Source organism: Sphingomonas psychrolutea (assembly GCF_014636175.1).
Lineage (GTDB): Bacteria > Pseudomonadota > Alphaproteobacteria > Sphingomonadales > Sphingomonadaceae > Sphingomonas > Sphingomonas psychrolutea.
In genome coordinates, this window is record NZ_BMDW01000017.1 from 34595 (window position 1) to 52182 (window position 17588).

Below are 17588 nucleotides of genomic sequence, written 5' to 3' on the forward strand. Positions count from 1 at the left end.
GGGGAGTCACTGCGAGCGTTGAATATTGCCCACCCCCAGCCCCTCCCGCAAGCGGGAGGGGAGATTATATGAAACAATCCGTTTCCAGTGTTTCCATTTACCGCATGATCGAAATCCCTATCTTAGCGGCAACATGAGGAGACACCCAATGATCGAGAAGAGATCGTTCGAAAGCCTGGGCCATGCCGATCACGGCTGGCTGAACGCCCGCCACCATTTTTCGTTCGCCGATTATTACGAACCCGCCCGGATGGGCTGGGGCGCGATCCGCGTGTGGAACGATGACGAGATCGCCGCGAACAGCGGCTTCCCGCCGCATCCGCACCGCGACATGGAGATCATCACTTATGTCCGCTCTGGTGCGATCACGCATAAAGATTCGCTCGGCAATCAGGGCCGCACCGGCGCTGGCGATGTGCAGGTGATGAGTGCCGGCACCGGCGTGCGCCATGCCGAATATAATCTGGAAGCCGAACAGACCCGGATCTTCCAGATCTGGATCGAACCGACGCGTACCGGCGGTGCGCCCTCCTGGGGCGCCAAGCCGTTCCCGAAGGATGATCGGTCGGGCAAGTTCGTGACGCTCGCCAGTGGGTTTGCCGAGGATAGCGATGCACTGCCGATCCGCGCCGATGCGCGCGTGCTGGCGGCGATGGTGCGGGCGGGCGAGACGATCACGCACGAGGTTGCGGCTGGCCGCCATGCCTATCTCGTCCCCGCGACCGGGCGGATCGAGATTGCCGGCCAAACGTTCGAAGCGCGCGACGGCGCGGCGATCGATGGCGGCCAGACCGTCACGATCACCGCGCTCGAAGATGCCGAGCTGGTGCTGGTTGATTCTGAGTAACCGGTAAAATCCCCCTCCCGCTTGCGGGAGGGGTCAGGGGAGAGCGTGTCCGCACGCAGTGCCTCCCCGAACATTCCCTCCCCCAACCCCTCCCGCAGGCGGGAGGGGAGCAAACAGAAGGACTGATCCCATGACCAAAGTTCTCGTGCTCTATTACTCCTCTTACGGCCATATCGAACAAATGGCCGACGCCGTCGCCGAGGGCGCGCGCTCCGCCGGTGCCGAAGTCGAGATCCGCCGTGTCGCCGAGACCGCGCCGCAAGCGGTGATCGAAGCTGCGCATTTCAAGACAGATACCGCCCACCCGCTGATCGAAAGCCCCGATGCGCTGGCCAATTATGACGCGATCATCGTCGGCGCGCCGACGCGCTTCGGCCGGATGCCGAGCCAGATGGCGTCGTTTTGGGATACCACCGGCGGCCTGTGGTTCACCGGAAAGCTGATCGGCAAGGTTGGCGGTGCGTTCACCTCGACCGCGAGCCAGCATGGCGGGCAAGAGACGACCTTGTTCTCGATCATCACCAATCTGCTCCACCACGGCATGACCATCGTCGGCCTCGATTATGGCTTTCAGGATCAGATGGGGGTCGACAAGATCCGTGGCGGATCGCCTTATGGTGCGACGACGATTGCAGGTGGCGATGGCAGCCGCCAGCCGGGCGAAGAGGAACTCGCCGGCGCGCGCTATCAGGGCAAGCGCATTGCCGAGACGGCCGCCAAGCTCAGTGCCTGACCTCGGGCACCCGCGGTGCTACCGGGCCAAGGATCGGCGGCGGTAGCACCGTCGGGGGGCGGAGCGGAGGCGGAAGAACGGTCGGCACGACGGCGGGCGGCGACAGCCACGCGTCGGACACGTCGGCGACCTTCGGGCTGCCGGGGTAGCTTGAGCGCGCGCGCGAAAAGGTCAGGCGTGCGCGCGCCGCGCCCAGCGCGTTCACGTTTGCGCCAACCCAGCGCCAATGCCACGGCTCCCACGTCACGCCCTGCGCATTGCCGGCGGGAAAGGACAGTTCGAACCCGTAATCCGGCGCGTGTGTCAGGAGCCAGCGTCCAGCCGGGGTTGCGGCCATGCAAGCGTCGACATCGGGACATCCAGGCGCAGGTCGCACGCCAAAGTCGATAGAATATCCCGTTGCATGCTCGCTATAGCCCGGCGGCCCGACAAAGCGCGCGCGAGAAACCGGGTCTGGACAAATGCCGGGAGTATAATTGCGGCAGAAAACCGCGCGCTGATGCGCGATCTTGCGGAAACACGACACGCCGTGGAGCGCTTTACCGACCCCCGGCGTCGCGGCGGCGGCAGCGAGCATCCGCGTGAGATCGGGCGCGGCGTCGCGGTGGACGAGGCACGGCAGGCCGATCGAAAAGCCGGGCGGTGCTGCGAGCAGGTCGGTCCGCGCCGCCTCGGCATAAGGCAAATGGCCGAACATGCGCCCGTCTTGCATCGGCGGCGGCAAATCGCTCTGCGCAGCGTCCGCGGTGATCGGCGACACGGCAAATAGCAGGGCAACCCAGCCCGATGCGACCTGAATCGCCCATTTCCGTCGCGCCGCCACAGGTAACGGCTCTGGCATGTCGGCGCTGGCGGTGGCAAGGGTCGTCGATGCTGGCAAATCATGTTCTTTTTCTCGACGGCGAAGCGCTCGTTATCGACAAGCCCGCCGGGCTCCCGGTCGACCGTCCGCGCGATGGCTCGATCTCCCTTGAAAACCATCTCGATGGGCTGACTTTCGGGTTCAAACGCTGGCCGGTGCCGGTGCACCGGCTCGACCGCGATACGTCGGGGTGCCTGCTGCTGTCGCGCAACCCGAAGGCGCATGCCAAGCTGCACCAGGCCTTCGAGCAGGGGCTGGTGCGCAAACGCTATCTCGCCGTGCTCGAGGGCGTGGTCGAGGGCGAGAGCGGACTGATCGATCTCGCGCTGGCGAAGGTCAGCACGGAGGAGACCGGCTGGCGGATGGTCGGCGATCCGAAAGGAAAACCGTCGCGCACCGCCTGGCGCGTGATCGAAGTAAAAGACGGCCGTAGCTTCGTCGAGTTCATCCCGGAGACGGGGCGCACGCACCAGATTCGCGTCCATGCCGCCGAAGCGCTCGGCGCGCCGGTGGTGGGCGATCCGGTTTACGGGAGCGGGGGCAAGGAATCGCTGCTCCACGCCGCCGAATTGACGATCCCGCGCGAGGGCAAGGAGCCGATCGTGGCAAAAGCGCCGCTGCCCGCGCGCTTCGCGGCGGCGGGGTTTGGGGAGGGGTGAGGCACTTCTCCCCTCCCTGAAAGGGAGGGGAGAAGGCAAGGCTAATCCGTCACCCGCCCCCTGAGCGATTTCACCACCGATCGCTTGGTCTTCCCATCCACCCGCTTTGCTTTCGCGGCCTTGCTCGGCTTGGTCGGGCGGCGGCGTTTGGGGACGATTGTCGCTTCGCGGATCAGGTCGACCAGCCGTTCGCGCACCTCCTGCCGGTTGAGCAATTGCGAGCGCGCGCCTTCGCTGCGCAGCACCAACACGCCGTCGCGCGTCAGGCGTGACCCGGCCAGCACCGCGAGCCGGTTCTTCACCGCCAGCGGCAAGGACGGCGAATTGCCGACGTCGAAACGCAGCATCACTGCGCTGTCGGTGGTGTTGACATGCTGCCCGCCGGGGCCGCCGGCGCGCGTGAAGCTCTCCGACAGCTCGTCGCTGTCGATGCTGATCGTGCGGGTGATGGGGATCGCGGCCATCGCCCGCCCATAAATCAAGCCAGCGGCTTTCGCGAGGGGGCGGGAGCGGATACATCGACCGCCATGTACGACTTCACGATCGACCAAAGCTCCAAGGCCGAGCTTTACCGCGACCTCCATTCGGCGCTCGGTGCGCTGACCGACGGAGAAAGCGATGCGATCGCCAATATGGCGAATGCCGCCGCGCTGATCTGGCAATATCTGCCCGATCTCAACTGGGCGGGATTTTACCGGAACGTCGGCGGCGAACTGGTGGTCGGGCCGTTCCTCGGCAAGCCCGCTTGCATCCGCATCGCGTTTGGCGACGGGGTGTGTGGTGCGGCGGCGGCGACGCGCGAGACGCAGCGGGTCGAGGACGTCCACGCCTTTCCCGGCCATATTGCGTGCGATGCGGTGAGCCGCTCGGAGCTGGTCGTGCCGATCGTGCACGCCGGGCGGTTGATCGGCGTGCTCGATCTCGACAGTCCGACGCCAGCGCGCTTCGATGCCGCCGATGCCGTCGGATGCGAGGCGCTGGTCGCGCTGCTCGCGCCACGCGTCGCCGGCTGATCCGTTTCGGGACACTCGTTAACCTAGAGTAAAACCGGGGAAAAGGGTAACTTAGCCGTTAATGATGTGACGGCGTGCATCCGCGCACAGTGCCGCGACGGGAGTGTTTACCATGCGAACTCTAGCTCTTTCGGTCCTCACGATGGTTACCGTTTTCGGGGCGACCGCGGCCGATGCGCAACGACTCGGGGGTGGTCGATCCTATCCCGGCGCATCCTATCCGGTGCCGGGGAGCATGCCCGCGATGCAGCAGCCCGGCGGGGGCGGACCCGTAACCTTGCCGCCGCCGCCGCAGATCAACACGATGCCGCGTCCGTACCCCGGCCAGATGAACCCGCAGCGCCCGAATCCCGGTCCGCGCCCGGTGCACAATGGTGGCGGATCGCGCTGGGGCGGATCGTATCAGGGACAGTGGTCGGGCGGAATGAATGCGCCGGGCGGCTGGAACGCTTATCGGCGCCCGTCGCGCGGCTATCGTCTGCCGAGCTATTGGGTTTCCCCGAATTTCTTCATCGGCGATTTTGGCGGATACGGCCTCTATGCCCCGCCGCAGGGCTATGGCTGGCAGCGTTATTATGACGACGCGGTGCTGGTCGACAGCCGCGGCCGCGTGCGTGATTCGGTCTACGGTTTGGATTGGGACGGCGGTTCCGGTGGCTATGGCGACGGCTCTGCACAGGGCGGCTATTCGTCGGTCGAGTATGGCTATGCCCAAGGCGGGGCCGGCGGGCAGGGGTATAGCTATCAGACGCTCCCGCCGGTCGTGCAAAATGGCGGCGTAACGACCTATTCGACCAGCAACGGCTACAGCGCGGGCGGCTATGCCAGCGGCGGATATTATTACCCCGGCGCGACGACGACGGTGGTGACGATCATGGGCGCGCCCAGCGTCACGACAACCACGACCGAATATATCGAGGAAACCCGCACGCGCTATGTCGCGCCGCGCCGCGTCTATCGCGCAAAGAAGAAAGTGTATCGCCCGCGATGTGTCTGCCGCCGCGCGGTGGTGGTGGAGAAGCCGGTGATGGGGAGCTGATCGGGTCGTGCGCTGGTCTCCTGCGAAAGCAGGAGCCCAGGATTTGGAGCGTAACGGCTAGCGGCCCCTGGACTCCCGCTTTCGCGGGAGAACAGGGAAGCGGAGCGCCTAACCCCCGCGCGGTTCCGGCCCCGCGAAGGTGACGACGCTCTCCGACCCGTCCGCCGCGACTGCGCCGACGCCGACGAAGTGATCGTCGACACTGATGTCCTTCAGCACGCTGCTCGTCGTGGTGGCGGGGACGTCGAGCGATTTCTGCCAGTCTGCCGTATCGGTGCGGCGCCAGTGGATGCGGTAGGCGGTGGCGCCCTCGACCGGCTTCCATTTGACCGTCGTGTCGAAGCTGAGCGCGCCTGCGATCGTCACGCCCTCGGGCGCGGCAGGCGCGGTGGCGAGGCGGCGGATTGTGGCTACGTTGATCGCGGTGACCTTCGCCAGATAGGCGAAGTCCATCTTGTCGACGGTATCGCCATACGGAATGCCATTCTCGACGCGGAGATCCTGATGCTGCTGCGTCCAATTCTCTGCACCGACCGAAAAGCGCACCGCGGGATAGCCAAGTTTCAGAAACGGCTCGTGATCGCCGCCGCGCCCGAAGCGATCGGGGCGGCGATCGACGAACACGTCGAGCCCGCCGGGAAGGCCCGCCGCGACGCCGTCGATCGTCTTGGCGAGCGCGCGGCTCGGGCCGTCATCCTCGCCGCCATTGCCGCGCCGCGCGATCTGCGCCGGTAACTCCTCGCTCTCGCGAATGCCTTCCGAAAAGACCCGGACGCGGTCGGCGACACGCACGCCATTCTGCCCCATCGTATTGCCGACGATATCGTTGTTGAGCATCGCCGAGATCGTCCAGCCGCGCTGCTTCGCGGTTTCGGCCAGCAGCGTGCCGCCGAACAGCCCCTGCTCCTCGCCGGAGAAGATCGCATAGACGATCGTCGCGCGGAATTTCTCCTTCGACAGGATGCGCGCGGCTTCGAGCACGAGCGCGACGCCCGACCCATCGTCATTCGCGCCGGGCGCATCGTGCGTGAAATCCATGCCGTCGCTGATCCGGCTGTCGATATGCGCGCCGACGATGATCACGCGCTTGGGGTCGAGCCCCTGCTGGAAGCCGAGCACGTCGACCACATTGACCCCGTTTGGCGCGCGCGCATTGGTGAAGGTGCGCGCGATATTGGCGACGGTGATGCAGCCATCGCACGCATCGGCGATCCGGGTCAGTTCGCCCCCGACCCAGCCGCGCGCCGCCCCGATCCCGCGCGTCGGGTGATCGGGCGACGACAGCGTGTGGCGTGTGCCGAAGCTGACGAGCTTTTCGACGGTTGCTTTCAGCCGCGTTGGGTCGGGTGCGGGCTTGGGCGCATCCTTGGCGAAAACGGGGGTGGCGATGATCGCAAGAGCGAGGGCGAGCGGGGGGAGGGTGCGCATTCCGGCATCGTGGCGGGGAAGGCGCGGGGGTTCAAGGGGTTCGATGCCCCTTCGGTCTCGGTAGATCCTCCCCCGCCAGGGGGAGGTGGCACGCGAAGCGTGACGGAGGGGGAGGTCGGCGAAACGCTTGGAAGGTCGAGCAAGCGGCAGATGCAACGCGAACAGCGAGTCGTGGCTGTCGCAACTGCGCCACCGAGAAAGTTTGATAGTTAGCCGCTAACCGCCCCCTCCGTCGCCTTCGGCGCCACCTCCCCCTGGCGGGGGAGGATTGTCGAGGTCTGCGCTTACGCCCCCCCTTCGTCACCCCGGCCTTGAGCCGGGGCCCACCGCGCCACAACCGCACCGCCGCCGCACCATTGCTACCGGTGCATCAAGCCGCTTGGTGGACCCCGGCACAAGGCCGGGGTGACGGGTTGTGGCAAAGGACAATCAATTGCCCCGCCCTGCGATTGCGAGGGTTGTGAAAAGGCAAGCGCCTAGGAGGTAGACAGTTGTAAACAACCAAAAGGCAAACGGCGCTGTGTCCCGGCGAGCATCTAATCCGCTCAGACTGTTGGGCATATTTCCGCTCGCGAACCCGGCCGCCACAATCATAACGATGAATAAAGCGACGGTGAGAGCAATAATCGAGGATACACTCATCCCGCCCCCTCAACTCAACCGATCAATCGCCTCCCGATCCAAACTCCCCGGCACGATCATCAACGGAATCGGCAAACACCCGGCATCCGTCCCGGCAAAGTGTGTGACCAGCGGCCCCGGCGCGCCGCTCGCCGCCGCTGCCAGCACGAGCGCGGCGATGTCGGGATTGGCGGCGATCATCTCGCGGATCACCTTGGGGCCTTCGCCTTGCCGCACTGTAATGATCGGTTTCAGCCCCGATTCCTCGACCAGCGTACCCGCCGCGCCCGTCACCAGCCCCTCGGCATGGAGCCGCGCCTCTTCCTCGATCGTCGCTTGTACGCCGCCGAAGGTGGTGAATTCGGTCGGGGGTACGAGCGCGAGGATTTCGACGCCGCCGCCGGTCTTCACCGCGCGGCGTGCGGCAAAGCGCAAGGCGATGCCGCTTTCGGGCGTCTCGTCGACGACCACCAGATAGATGCGCATGCGGGCTCTCCCCTCCATGGAGATTATGCCCTACATCGTGAGGCCAAGCGTGCCTGCGCGCAAGTCGTGGTCTTGACCCGCGGCAGCGCGGGGGCGAGAGACACGCTACGGATTCGGACAAATAAGGACGTGTTGATGCCGGTCGAGATCAAGATGCCAGCGCTTTCCCCGACGATGGAGGAAGGCACGCTGGCGAAATGGCTGGTGAAAGAGGGCGACACCGTAAAGTCCGGCGACTTGATGGCCGAGATCGAGACCGACAAAGCCACGATGGAATTCGAAGCGGTCGACGAAGGCGTGATCGGCAAGATTCTCGTCGCCGAGGGCACCGATAATGTGAAGGTCGGCACGGTGATCGCGACGTTGCTGATGGAGGGGGAGGAGGCTTCTTCCCCGGCTGCTGAAGCTGAAGCTGCACCTGCACCTTCTTCTCCCTCTCCCCCGCGGGGAGAGGGTCGGGGAGAGGGGACGTCTCCACCCGCCCCGACCCCGGTGGCGCCCGCTCCCACTGCCCCTCTCCCCGCAAGCGGGGAGAGGGAGAAGGGCGAACGCATCAAGGCCAGCCCCCTCGCGCGGCGGATTGCGGCGGAGAAGAGCATCGATCTTGCCACGCTGACCGGTTCCGGCCCCAACGGGCGGATCGTCAAGGCGGATCTCGATGCATCGCCGGTTACGCAGGCCATCGATACTGGGCCGCGGCCGACGCCGGCGAAGCAGGAGGAAGCTGCGGCAGCACCAGCGCCCGCACCGAAGCCCGCCGCAATCCCCGACATCCCGCACGAAGCGACCAAGCTCTCCAACGTGCGCAAGACGATCGCGCGCCGCCTGACCGAATCGAAGCAGACCGTCCCGCATATCTATCTGACGGTCGATATCCGGCTCGATGCGCTGCTCAAGCTGCGCGGCGAGCTGAACGTCGGGCTCGCCGCGCGGGGCGTGAAGCTGTCGGTCAACGATCTGATCATCAAGGCGCTCGCGGTCAGCCTGATTCAAGTGCCGAAGTGCAACGTGATGTTCACGCCGGATCAGCTCATCAGCTTCAGCCGTGCCGACATTTCGGTCGCGGTTTCGACGCCGAGCGGCCTGATCACGCCGATCATCGTCGGGGCCGACAGCAAGGGCGTGGCCGCGATCTCGACCGAGATGAAGGACTTGGCCGCGCGGGCGCGCGACGGGAAGCTCAAGCCGGAAGAATATCAGGGCGGCACCGCTAGCGTCAGCAACATGGGCATGTACGGCATCAAGCAGTTCGACGCCGTCATCAACCCGCCACAGGGCATGATCCTGGCGATCGGCGCGGGCGAGAAGCGGCCCTATATCATCGACGATGCGCTCGGCGTGGCGACGGTGATGTCGGCGACGGGCAGCTTCGATCACCGCGCGATCGACGGGGCGGACGGTGCCGAATTGATGCAAGTGTTCAAGGCGCTGGTCGAAGCGCCGCTGGCGATGCTGGCCTGACATGCTGGGGCGGCGCACTCTTGTCGAGGTGTTGCATCTGGTGATCGGAATCGCCGGGGCCGCGGTGCTTGCCTATGGCGCGGTGTGGTCGCTGCCGCATGCCCACGATACGATCTGGGCCGTCACCTACGGCGTCATGGCGGTGGTGGTGGCGATGAGTCTGCGGCCAATCGCCGCGGCGGCAAAAGCAGACCGTCGCTCGACCGATGCATGATGCCCCCGAAGCCATGCCCGCGATCCGCGCGACCGCGATGGCGCGCGATGCCAATCCGTACGGCAAGATTTTCGTCGGTTGGCTGATGGGGCAGATGGCGCTGGCCGCCGGATCGGTCGCGTCGCGGCATTGCGGCGCGCGCGCGCCGGTCGTCGCCGCGGACGGCTTCAGCTTCACCGCGCCCGTGAGCATCGGCGATGAAGTGTCGTTCTACGCCGAGATCGTCGGCACCGGGCGCAGCTCGATGACGGTCGCGGTGGCCGTGTGGCGGCGCGACCGGCACGGTGAGGGCACCGAACTTGCCGCGAACGGGCGCTTCACGTTGGTTTCGATGGGCGCGGACGATCGACCGCGGCTCTTGCAAGAGCTGGTATAGAAGGAACTCCCCAGTGGCCGACACTTTTAACCTCGTCATCCTCGGTTCGGGCCCCGGCGGCTATGTCGCCGCGATCCGTGCGGCGCAGCTCGGGCTCAAGACCGCGATCATCGAGCGCGAGCGGCTGGGCGGTATCTGCCTCAATTGGGGCTGCATTCCGACCAAGGCGCTGCTGCGCACGTCGGAAATCTATCATTACATGCAGCATGCCGCCGATTATGGCCTTAGCGCCGATAACGTCGGCTTCGACTTGACCAAAGTGGTCGAGCGCAGCCGCAAGGTCGCAGGCCAGCTCAACATGGGCGTCAAGGGCCTGATGAAGAAGAACAAGGTGACCGTGTTCGAAGGCACCGGCACGATTACCGCAGCGGGCAAGGTGACGGTCACGCAAGGCGACAAGACCAGCGACCTCGAAGCCAAGCACATCATCATCGCCACCGGCGCCCGCGCGCGCGATCTGCCCTTTGCCAAGGCCGATGGCGCGCGGATTTTGACCTATCGCCACGCGATGGTGCCGACCGAAATGCCGACCAAGCTGCTCGTCATCGGATCGGGCGCGATCGGGGTAGAATTCGCGAGCTTCTACAATGATATGGGCGCGGATGTTACGATTGTGGAGATGCTGCCGCGCATCCTTCCGGTGGAGGATGAGGAGGTCAGCGCGTTCATGGACAAGGCGCTGACCAAGCAAGGGATCACGCTGCGCACCGCGACCGGGTTGGAAGCGCTCGATGCGACCGCGAAGGGCGTGACCGCGAAGATCAAGGGCAAGGACGGCAAGGTCACGTCCGAAGAGTTCAGCCACGTCATCGTCGCGATCGGCATCGTGCCCAATACTGAGAATATCGGCCTCGAAGCGCTGGGGATCGAGACCGAGCGCGGCCATATCAAGGTCGATGGCTATGCCCGCACCAATGTCGGGGGCATCTACGCGATCGGCGACGTGACCGGCGCGCCGTGGCTGGCGCACAAAGCGAGCCATGAGGGCGTGGTGTGTGTCGAGGCGATCGCGGGGCTGAACCCGCATCCATTCGAGAAGTGGAATATCCCGGGCTGCACCTATTCGCGCCCGCAAGTCGCCTCGGTCGGTATGACGGAAGCGAAGGCCAAAGAAGCCGGGCATGAGCTGAAGGTCGGCAAATTCCCCTTCATCGGCAATGGCAAGGCGATCGCGCTGGGCGAGGCCGAGGGTTTTGTGAAGACGGTGTTCGACGCGAAAACCGGCGAATTGCTCGGCGCGCATATGGTCGGCGCGGAAGTGACCGAGCTGATCCAGGGCTATGTCATCGCGCGCCAGCTCGAGACGACCGAGGCCGAACTGATGGAAACGATCTTCGCGCACCCGACGCTCAGCGAAATGATGCACGAAAGCGTGCTCGGCGCGTATGGCCGCGCGATCCATATCTGATGGGGGTTCGCCCGTCAGTCGCGGGACGTCGGCGACCGATGTGACGACTCAGTTGCCCCGCATCTGGACGGTTGCCGGGGTGACGCTGATGTTGCTGGTGGGGTCGCTGGCGCTGTTCTGGCCGGGCATCGCCATGTACGATAGCGTCCGCCAGTTCGCGCAGGCGCTGGCCGGGGCGTATGAAGATTGGCATCCGCCCGCAATGGCGCGGACGTGGAGCGGGCTCCACGCTGCCGTCGGTGGTACGAGCGAGCCGATGTTCGGGCTGCAGATGGCGCTGTATTGGGCCGGATTCGGCCTGATCGCTGCGGCGCTCGCGCGGCTGGGGCGGAGGCGTGCGGCAGCCGCCGTGCTCGCAATCGGCGCGCTGCCCTTGTTCCTTGGCTGGCAAGCGGTAGTGCTCAAGGACACGCAAATGCTGGGCGCGGTGCTCGCGGCCTGTGGCGCGATGGCGTGGTGGCGGCTCCGGGCTGCACGCGTGCCGGTCTGGGCCTTGATCGCGGTGGCGGCGTTGCTGGCCTATGCCACGCTGCTGCGCGCGAACGCGGTGTTCGCAACTGTGCCGCTGGCGGTGATGCTGTTCGGTTCGGGGCGCTGGTGGACGCGGCTCGCGCTCGGCCTGGCGGGGGTGGCGGCGGTGCTGATGGTCGCGCCGCTCCTCAATCATGGGCCGCTGGGGGCGGCGTCGAGCGGGGTCGAGCGGACCGAGGCGCTCTACGATCTTGCTGGCATAGCGGTCCGTGCGCCCGATGCGGCGATTGGCTTTACGCCGTTTGAAGCACGCGCGTTGATGAGCGGGCATTGCGTCAAACCGTATTTCTGGGATCCGCTAGGTGAGGAACCACGCTGCGCGCCGATTATGGCGCGCCTGCGAAGCCGGCCTGCGGGCGAGCTCTACCGAATGCTGGTCGCTGCGATCGTCCGACACCCCTTTGCCTATGCGGCGCATCGGCTGGCGCATTTCAATTCGACCGAACGCTGGCTCGTGCTGGCTGGCTTACCAGGGGCTGCTCCACCGGCGCGGAGCGAGCCAAACAGCCTTGGCTTGGGCAATCCCGGCGCGGCGGCGCGCGGGTGGCAGGTGACAGCCGGGTGGATGGCAGAAACGCCGCTCGGGTGGCCCGTTGTGTGGCTCATCGTCGCGATCATCGGGCTGGCGGCGGCAGCGCCCCGGGCAAGCGCCCCGCCGCGCGATCTCGCGCTGGCGCTGTTGGTGTCGGCGATCACGCTGGAGCTGAGCTTCGGCGTGCTGAGCATCGCCTCGGACTTGCGCTATCATTTGTGGCCGATGGTCGCGACGGCGCTGGCGACGGTTTTGTTGTGGGGGGACTGGTGGCGGAGTCAGCGCGTCGTGCGGATCGGCGGACTGGCGCTTGCCGTGGTTCTGGTCGCTGGAACGGTGGCGCGGCTGACCCTGCCGAGTCCGCCAACCGGCCATCGCGATTTGCTGCGGTAGGAAACGCAGCGGATGATCACGGCGCCCGGCCAAGCAAACGAAGCCTTCGGATAGCGTTGCTTGGGCCGGGGGAAGTCGATCAGGCGGCAGTTGGTGCCGTCGTAAACTGCACCACGTCGTCGTCGCGGTGCGCGGCAACAGATGGAGGGCCATCGAAGGTCCGCGCGCCGGAGTCGGCCGCGATATGCTTCAGACGCCCATCAATCGACGCGCCGGTTTCGATCGCGATCGATTCATATTCGACATCGCCGGTAATCCGGGCAGCGCGCTCGATCGTTAGCTGTCGGACCGAGACCGATCCCTCGATCGATCCGCCGAGCCGCGCGCTCTCCGCGCGGACCGCGCCTTTGATGTGGCTGTCATTGCCCTGGACGAAATTGCCGCACGCAATGTCGCCTTCGACGCGGCCGTCAATGTGGAGATCGGCGGTGGCGGCGACATTGCCGGTGATGACCATGTCGGACCCGATGACTGAAAACATGCCGCGCTTGCCCCCCGACGCCTGCGCCATCGTTGGCGGTGCGGACGGCAGCCCCGAATTACCGCCGTCGCGCCCACCGCGCGACCCGTTGTTGAACATCGACATTTTGACAGCTCCCCGCATGCCCGATTCGCAGCACCGGGTAGCATATCGCGCGCGTCCGCCGCAGCGAAGTTCGTCAGGCCGTGCGTGCCATAAGGGGATTGTCGTTTGCGGCGGGTTTCAGCACCGCGCGCGCCTGCAGCAGCGTCGCGACGACCAGCACGGCAGCGGCGAGCGGCGCAGCGTCCGGCGTCGCGAACAGCGCGATGGTACTGCCCCCCAGCGCCAATCCTGCGACGCGCCAGCGCGCCGGATCGCGGCGGGTGCCCATCGCGAGCATCAACGCGAGTAGGTCAACGACGGCAAGGACCGCGATATCTGCCCCCGGCAGCACCGCCGCCATGACCAGCGCGCACAGCAAAGCGGCGTCCGGCACCGTGTGCCGATACAGTTTGCGCACCGAAAACCACGCGGCATAGGCCGCGCCCGCCCCCACGGTCGCGGCGAGCGCGAGGCCGGTCAGCGGCAAGGCACCAATTCCCGGCAAAGCCTGCGCCAGTACCCAAAGGTTCGGCGCGCCGCGCGACAGCGGCAGATCGAGCGGGAAGGGGAATGCAGGGGCATCGCCACCGAAAGCGCGCGCCAGCAGGATTGCCGCTGCAACCAGCGCGGCGCACGCCAGCAGCATCGGCGACGTCCGTCGTTGGATCGCCAAAGCAAGAACAAAGGGGGCGAGCAGCAGCGCTTGCGGATCGCAGCCCAGAGCGACTCCGTACCAGATCAGCAGCGCGCGGGTATCGTCCTCGGTCGCCGCCAGCACCGCCATCAGGCAGGCGATCGGCCACACCCAGGCGCCGCCAAGCACAAGGCCGAACGGCACCAGCAGCAGCGGTAACGCAGCGTGCCGGGTGGCGCGGCTGGCGGGGAAACCAAAGGTCATCCCGCTTCCCTGCACTGCTGCTGGTTGCGGCGGCGTTAAGGTTGCTTGCGCCGCGGCGCTGTGGTCAGATATCGATCAGCAAAAACAGGAGGTGAGGATGGCGACATCGGCGATCGAGCGGCCGGGTACTCCTGGTCAAATCCCCGCGCCTAAGGGCCTGCCCGTCGTCGGCCATCTCCACCAGATCGCGCGCGCTGGGCTGATCGGCCATTTGCTCCATGTCAGCCGCGATTTTCCGCAAGGCATCTTCAAGCTCAAATTCGGCAGCCGCGTCGCGGTGTTCGTGACCGATCCCGATCTCGTCGCCGAATTGTGCGACGAGACGCGCTTCCGCAAAATGCCGGGGCCGGGCCTGCGCGTCGTGCGCAAATTCGCTGGCGACGGGTTGTTCACCGCGTTCAGCGAGGAGCCCAATTGGGGCAAGGCGCACCGCATCCTGCTCCCGGCCTTCAGCCAGCGCGCGATGAAGGGCTATTTCGAGATGATGCTCGAAGTGGCGGATCAGTTGGTGGCGAAATGGTCGCGGCTGTCGGGCACCGACGTGCTCGTCGCCGACGACATGACGCGCTTCACGCTCGATTCGATCGCGGTCGCTGGCTTCGGGCACCGCTTCGACAGTTTCGAGCGTGAGGAATTGGACAGCTTCCTCGAAGCACTCGGCCGCGCGCTTGGTGAATCGCTCAACATGATCACGCGCATGCCGCTGCAGCAGCGCTTTGCCAAGAAATCGGCGCGCCAGTTCGAGGCCGACATCGCCGAGATGAATGCCCTCGTCGATGGGATCATCACGGAACGGCGCGCGAACCCCAATGACGGGAAGGATCTGCTCAATCTGATGCTCTCGGCGGTCGATCCCGAGACGGGGGAGGGACTCGACGATCTCAACATCCGCTATCAGGTGCTGACTTTCCTGATCGCCGGGCATGAGACGACCAGCGGCCTGCTGACCTTCGCGCAGCATTTGCTGCTGCGGCATCCGCACGTGCTGGCGCAGGCTTATGGCGAGGTCGATCGCGTCCTGCCCGGCGACAAGCGCCCCGATTATGCCGATATTGCGCAACTCGATGTGATCGAACGCATCCTGAAAGAGGCGCAGCGGCTGTGGCCGACCGCGCCGATCTTCAGCCTCGCGCCGTATGAGGATACGCTGGTCGGCGGGACCTGGACGCTGCGGAAAGACCGTCCGATCAACGTCTTCTCACCCGGACTTCATCGTAACCCGCAGGTGTGGCCGAGCCCTGACGAATTCGACATCGACCGCTGGCTGCCCGATGCCGAGGCGGCGCGCCACCCGCATGCCTACAAACCCTTCGGCAACGGGATGCGCGCGTGCATCGGGCGGCAATTCGCAATGGTCGAGGCGAAGATGGCGCTGGCGATGATCCTGCAAAACTTCGCGATCAGCGATCCGCACGGTTACCGGCTGCGGATCAAGGAGACACTGTCGATCAAGCCCGACGATTTCACGATGCGCATCCGGCTGCGCGGCGAGCATGAGCGGATGCGCTTCGGGTCGGCCGGCGCAACGCCCGAGGACGCGCCGGTCGCGGCGGTGTCCGGCACTGGCCAGCGTTTTACCGTGCTCTATGGCTCATCGCTCGGCACCGCGCGCGACATTGCCGAGGAAATCGCCGAGCGCGCCAATCTCGACGGGTTCGAAACCGCAGTGCGATCGATGGACGAGGCGCTGCTGCAGGGCCATTTGCCCGAGGACAAGGTGATCGTCGTCGTCACTGCGACCTATAACGGCCGCGCGCCCGACACCGCGATCGCGCTCGAACGCGCGATGGATGCCGATACCTTCAAGGACGCCGATTGGGTCGGTGCAAAATTCGCGGTGCTCGGCATCGGCAATTCGCAATGGCCGAACTACCAGCATTTCCCCAAGCGCGTCGATGCAGCACTGGAGGCGACCGGCGCCGAGCGGCTGCTCCCGCGCGCCGAGGCCGATGGCCTGGGCGATTTCGACGGCGCGGTGGCGCAGTTCGTGCGCGATTTGTGGAAGGCGCTGGGCAGCGTCGCCGAGCCGAGCGTCACGAAATCCACGCTGTCGCTGCACCTGGTCGATACCGCCGACGTCCGCGCGCAGGCGCTGCCCGAACATGCGCAACAGCTCGAAATCGTCGCCAATGACGAGATGGTGCAGCCCGCCGACGGGCTGTGGGATTTCGCGATCGAGCCACCGCGCCCCTCGACCCGCTTCATCCGCATCCGCTTGCCCGAGGGGCAGCGCTATCACACCGGCGACCATGTCGCGATTTACGCGCACAACCGGCCCGAACTGGTGACGCGCGCGATCGAACGGCTCGGGCTCGCGGGCGCCACGCAGGTACGGCTCGACGGGCAGGGCGGGCGTTTCCATCACCTTCCGTTAGGGCAGACGGTGACGGTGCGGCAGTTGCTCACCGATTTCGTCGAACTTTCCGACACGCTCCCCAAACGCGCGCTCGCGGTGGTGGCGGCGCAGACGCGATGCCCGGATACCAAGAGCAAGCTGGCCGCGCTGGAAGCGGCGTACGACGCCGAGGTCGCGGGCAAACGCCTGTCGTTGCTCGATGTGCTCGAACAGCATCCCGCCGCAGAACTGTCGCTCGACAGTCTGGTCGAACTCTCGCCCGCGATCGCACCGCGCTTTTATTCGATCGCGTCGAGCCCGCTCGATGACCCGCACATCGCCGATCTGATCGTCGGCACGATGGCCGCACCCGCCTGGTCTGGCCTCGGCGAGCATCGCGGTTTCGCGAGCGGCTATATGCAGCATGTTGCGCCCGGCGATCAGGTGTTCGGCTATATCCGCCGCCCCAACCCGCCTTTTGCGCCGCCCGCCGACCCGTCGGTGCCGATGATCCTGATCGGCCCCGGCACCGGCTTCGCCCCGCTACGCGGCTTCCTCGCCGAACGCGCCGCGCAAGCCGCAGCGGGCCAGGCGATCGCAAAGAGCCTGCTGTTTTTCGGCTGCCGCCACCCCGACCACGATTGGTTCTGCCGCGAAGAGGTGGAGCGCTGGGCGGCGGCGGGGATCGTCGACCCGTACCTCGCCTTCTCCGCCGTCCCGAGCCATCCGTGGAAGTTCGTGCAGGACGCGCTCTGGGCCGAACAGGAGCGCGTCTGGGCGGCGATCGAGGCGGGCGCGCACATCTTCCTGTGCGGCGACGGCAAGTTCATGGCGCCGGCTGTGCGCGACACGCTGATCCGCATCCAGATGCAGCAAGTCGGCGACGAACACGCGCAGGGCTCGGACTGGCTCAACGCGATGATCGAGGATGGGCGCTTCCATCAGGACGTCTTCGGGTTTGGGAAGTAGGGCTTGGCGGATATTGCCGATGCCGCCGAGGTCATTTGCAAGCGATCTTCCGTCACCCCGGCCTTGTTCCGGGGTCCACCGCGGAGCAAGTGCGCGCAAAGCAGTTGGAGCGCTGTCGGCGAGACTGGAAAAGCGATCTCACCGAGTATGAGCATCCGACGTGGAAGAATCTTGCGGTCGACTCGGCTTAGCGCCCCGACGGAGTGCTTGGGGCCCGG

The 17588-nt window shown here is 66.0% G+C and carries 17 protein-coding genes; 11 read left to right on the forward strand and 6 right to left on the reverse strand.

Features of this window, described 5'->3' with window-relative positions:
• The first annotated feature begins 148 nt into the window (after window positions 1–148).
• Window positions 149–847 (forward strand): pirin family protein, encoded by a 699-nt coding sequence (locus IEV62_RS13280; RefSeq protein ID WP_188448259.1) that lies wholly within the window; start codon window positions 149–151, stop codon window positions 845–847.
• Window positions 848–977: 130 nt separating this feature from the next.
• On the forward strand, window positions 978–1580 hold the full coding sequence (gene wrbA / locus IEV62_RS13285) for an NAD(P)H:quinone oxidoreductase (RefSeq protein ID WP_188448261.1): 603 nt from the start codon (window positions 978–980) through the stop codon (window positions 1578–1580).
• Here the strand turns inward: wrbA and IEV62_RS13290 are convergent.
• Complete coding sequence (locus tag IEV62_RS13290) at window positions 1570–2460, reverse strand: M15 family metallopeptidase (protein WP_229733129.1); 891 nt, start codon at window positions 2458–2460, stop codon at window positions 1570–1572. The genes wrbA and IEV62_RS13290 overlap by 11 nt on opposite strands.
• On the opposite strand from IEV62_RS13290, the gene IEV62_RS13295 reads away from it, so the two are divergent.
• Window positions 2451–3101: an RluA family pseudouridine synthase gene (locus IEV62_RS13295; RefSeq protein ID WP_188448263.1), complete on the forward strand. Its 651-nt coding sequence runs from the start codon at window positions 2451–2453 to the stop codon at window positions 3099–3101. The genes IEV62_RS13290 and IEV62_RS13295 overlap by 10 nt on opposite strands.
• A gap of 41 nt (window positions 3102–3142) precedes the next feature.
• Here the strand turns inward: IEV62_RS13295 and arfB are convergent, their stop codons facing one another.
• On the reverse strand, window positions 3143–3565 hold the full coding sequence (gene arfB, locus IEV62_RS13300; RefSeq protein ID WP_188448265.1) for an alternative ribosome rescue aminoacyl-tRNA hydrolase ArfB: 423 nt from the start codon (window positions 3563–3565) through the stop codon (window positions 3143–3145).
• A gap of 63 nt (window positions 3566–3628) precedes the next feature.
• Here arfB and msrC point away from each other — a divergent pair, with 63 nt between their 5' ends.
• Both msrC and IEV62_RS13310 read left to right on the forward strand, forming a co-directional pair.
• Entirely contained in the window at window positions 3629–4114 is a 486-nt protein-coding gene (gene msrC / locus IEV62_RS13305; RefSeq protein ID WP_188448267.1) for a free L-methionine (R)-S-oxide reductase MsrC, read from the forward strand.
• Window positions 4115–4256: 142 nt separating this feature from the next.
• Window positions 4257–5153 carry an RcnB family protein gene (locus tag IEV62_RS13310; RefSeq protein WP_229733130.1) on the forward strand — a complete coding sequence of 299 codons (897 nt, stop codon included), beginning with the start codon at window positions 4257–4259 and terminating at the stop codon, window positions 5151–5153.
• A gap of 108 nt (window positions 5154–5261) precedes the next feature.
• On the opposite strand, the gene IEV62_RS13315 is transcribed toward IEV62_RS13310, so the two are convergent.
• Window positions 5262–6581: a M20/M25/M40 family metallo-hydrolase gene (locus IEV62_RS13315; RefSeq protein WP_188448271.1), complete on the reverse strand. Its 1320-nt coding sequence runs from the start codon at window positions 6579–6581 to the stop codon at window positions 5262–5264.
• A gap of 651 nt (window positions 6582–7232) precedes the next feature.
• Complete coding sequence (locus tag IEV62_RS13320) at window positions 7233–7688, reverse strand: universal stress protein (RefSeq protein WP_188448273.1); 456 nt, start codon at window positions 7686–7688, stop codon at window positions 7233–7235.
• A gap of 135 nt (window positions 7689–7823) precedes the next feature.
• Here IEV62_RS13320 and IEV62_RS13325 point away from each other — a divergent pair, with 135 nt between their 5' ends.
• The 5 genes from IEV62_RS13325 to IEV62_RS13345 are packed head-to-tail and all read left to right on the forward strand — an operon-like array spanning window position 7824 to window position 12603.
• Window positions 7824–9149 (forward strand): pyruvate dehydrogenase complex dihydrolipoamide acetyltransferase, encoded by a 1326-nt coding sequence (locus tag IEV62_RS13325; RefSeq protein WP_188448275.1) that lies wholly within the window; start codon window positions 7824–7826, stop codon window positions 9147–9149.
• Between the two features lies 1 nt (window position 9150).
• On the forward strand, window positions 9151–9363 hold the full coding sequence (locus IEV62_RS13330) for a hypothetical protein (RefSeq protein WP_188448276.1): 213 nt from the start codon (window positions 9151–9153) through the stop codon (window positions 9361–9363).
• Entirely contained in the window at window positions 9356–9739 is a 384-nt protein-coding gene (locus tag IEV62_RS13335) for an acyl-CoA thioesterase (RefSeq protein ID WP_188448278.1), read from the forward strand. The genes IEV62_RS13330 and IEV62_RS13335 overlap by 8 nt, the downstream gene beginning before the upstream one ends.
• Window positions 9740–9752: 13 nt before the next feature.
• A complete protein-coding gene (gene lpdA, locus IEV62_RS13340; protein ID WP_188448279.1) occupies window positions 9753–11147 on the forward strand; it encodes a dihydrolipoyl dehydrogenase in 1395 nt (464 codons plus the stop codon).
• 40 nt (window positions 11148–11187) lie between these two features.
• Window positions 11188–12603, forward strand: coding sequence for a hypothetical protein (locus IEV62_RS13345; protein ID WP_188448281.1), 1416 nt, complete (start codon window positions 11188–11190; stop codon window positions 12601–12603).
• 79 nt (window positions 12604–12682) lie between these two features.
• Here IEV62_RS13345 and IEV62_RS13350 read toward each other — a convergent pair whose 3' ends face one another.
• Both IEV62_RS13350 and IEV62_RS13355 read right to left on the reverse strand, forming a co-directional pair.
• Window positions 12683–13189, reverse strand: coding sequence for a bactofilin family protein (locus tag IEV62_RS13350; protein ID WP_188448283.1), 507 nt, complete (start codon window positions 13187–13189; stop codon window positions 12683–12685).
• 73 nt (window positions 13190–13262) lie between these two features.
• Window positions 13263–14066 carry a hypothetical protein gene (locus IEV62_RS13355; RefSeq protein WP_188448285.1) on the reverse strand — a complete coding sequence of 268 codons (804 nt, stop codon included), beginning with the start codon at window positions 14064–14066 and terminating at the stop codon, window positions 13263–13265.
• A 97-nt stretch (window positions 14067–14163) separates the two neighbouring features.
• Between IEV62_RS13355 and IEV62_RS13360 the strand changes: the two genes are divergently transcribed.
• Window positions 14164–17370 (forward strand): bifunctional cytochrome P450/NADPH--P450 reductase, encoded by a 3207-nt coding sequence (locus tag IEV62_RS13360; RefSeq protein WP_188448294.1) that lies wholly within the window; start codon window positions 14164–14166, stop codon window positions 17368–17370.
• Window positions 17371–17588: the final 218 nt, after the last annotated feature.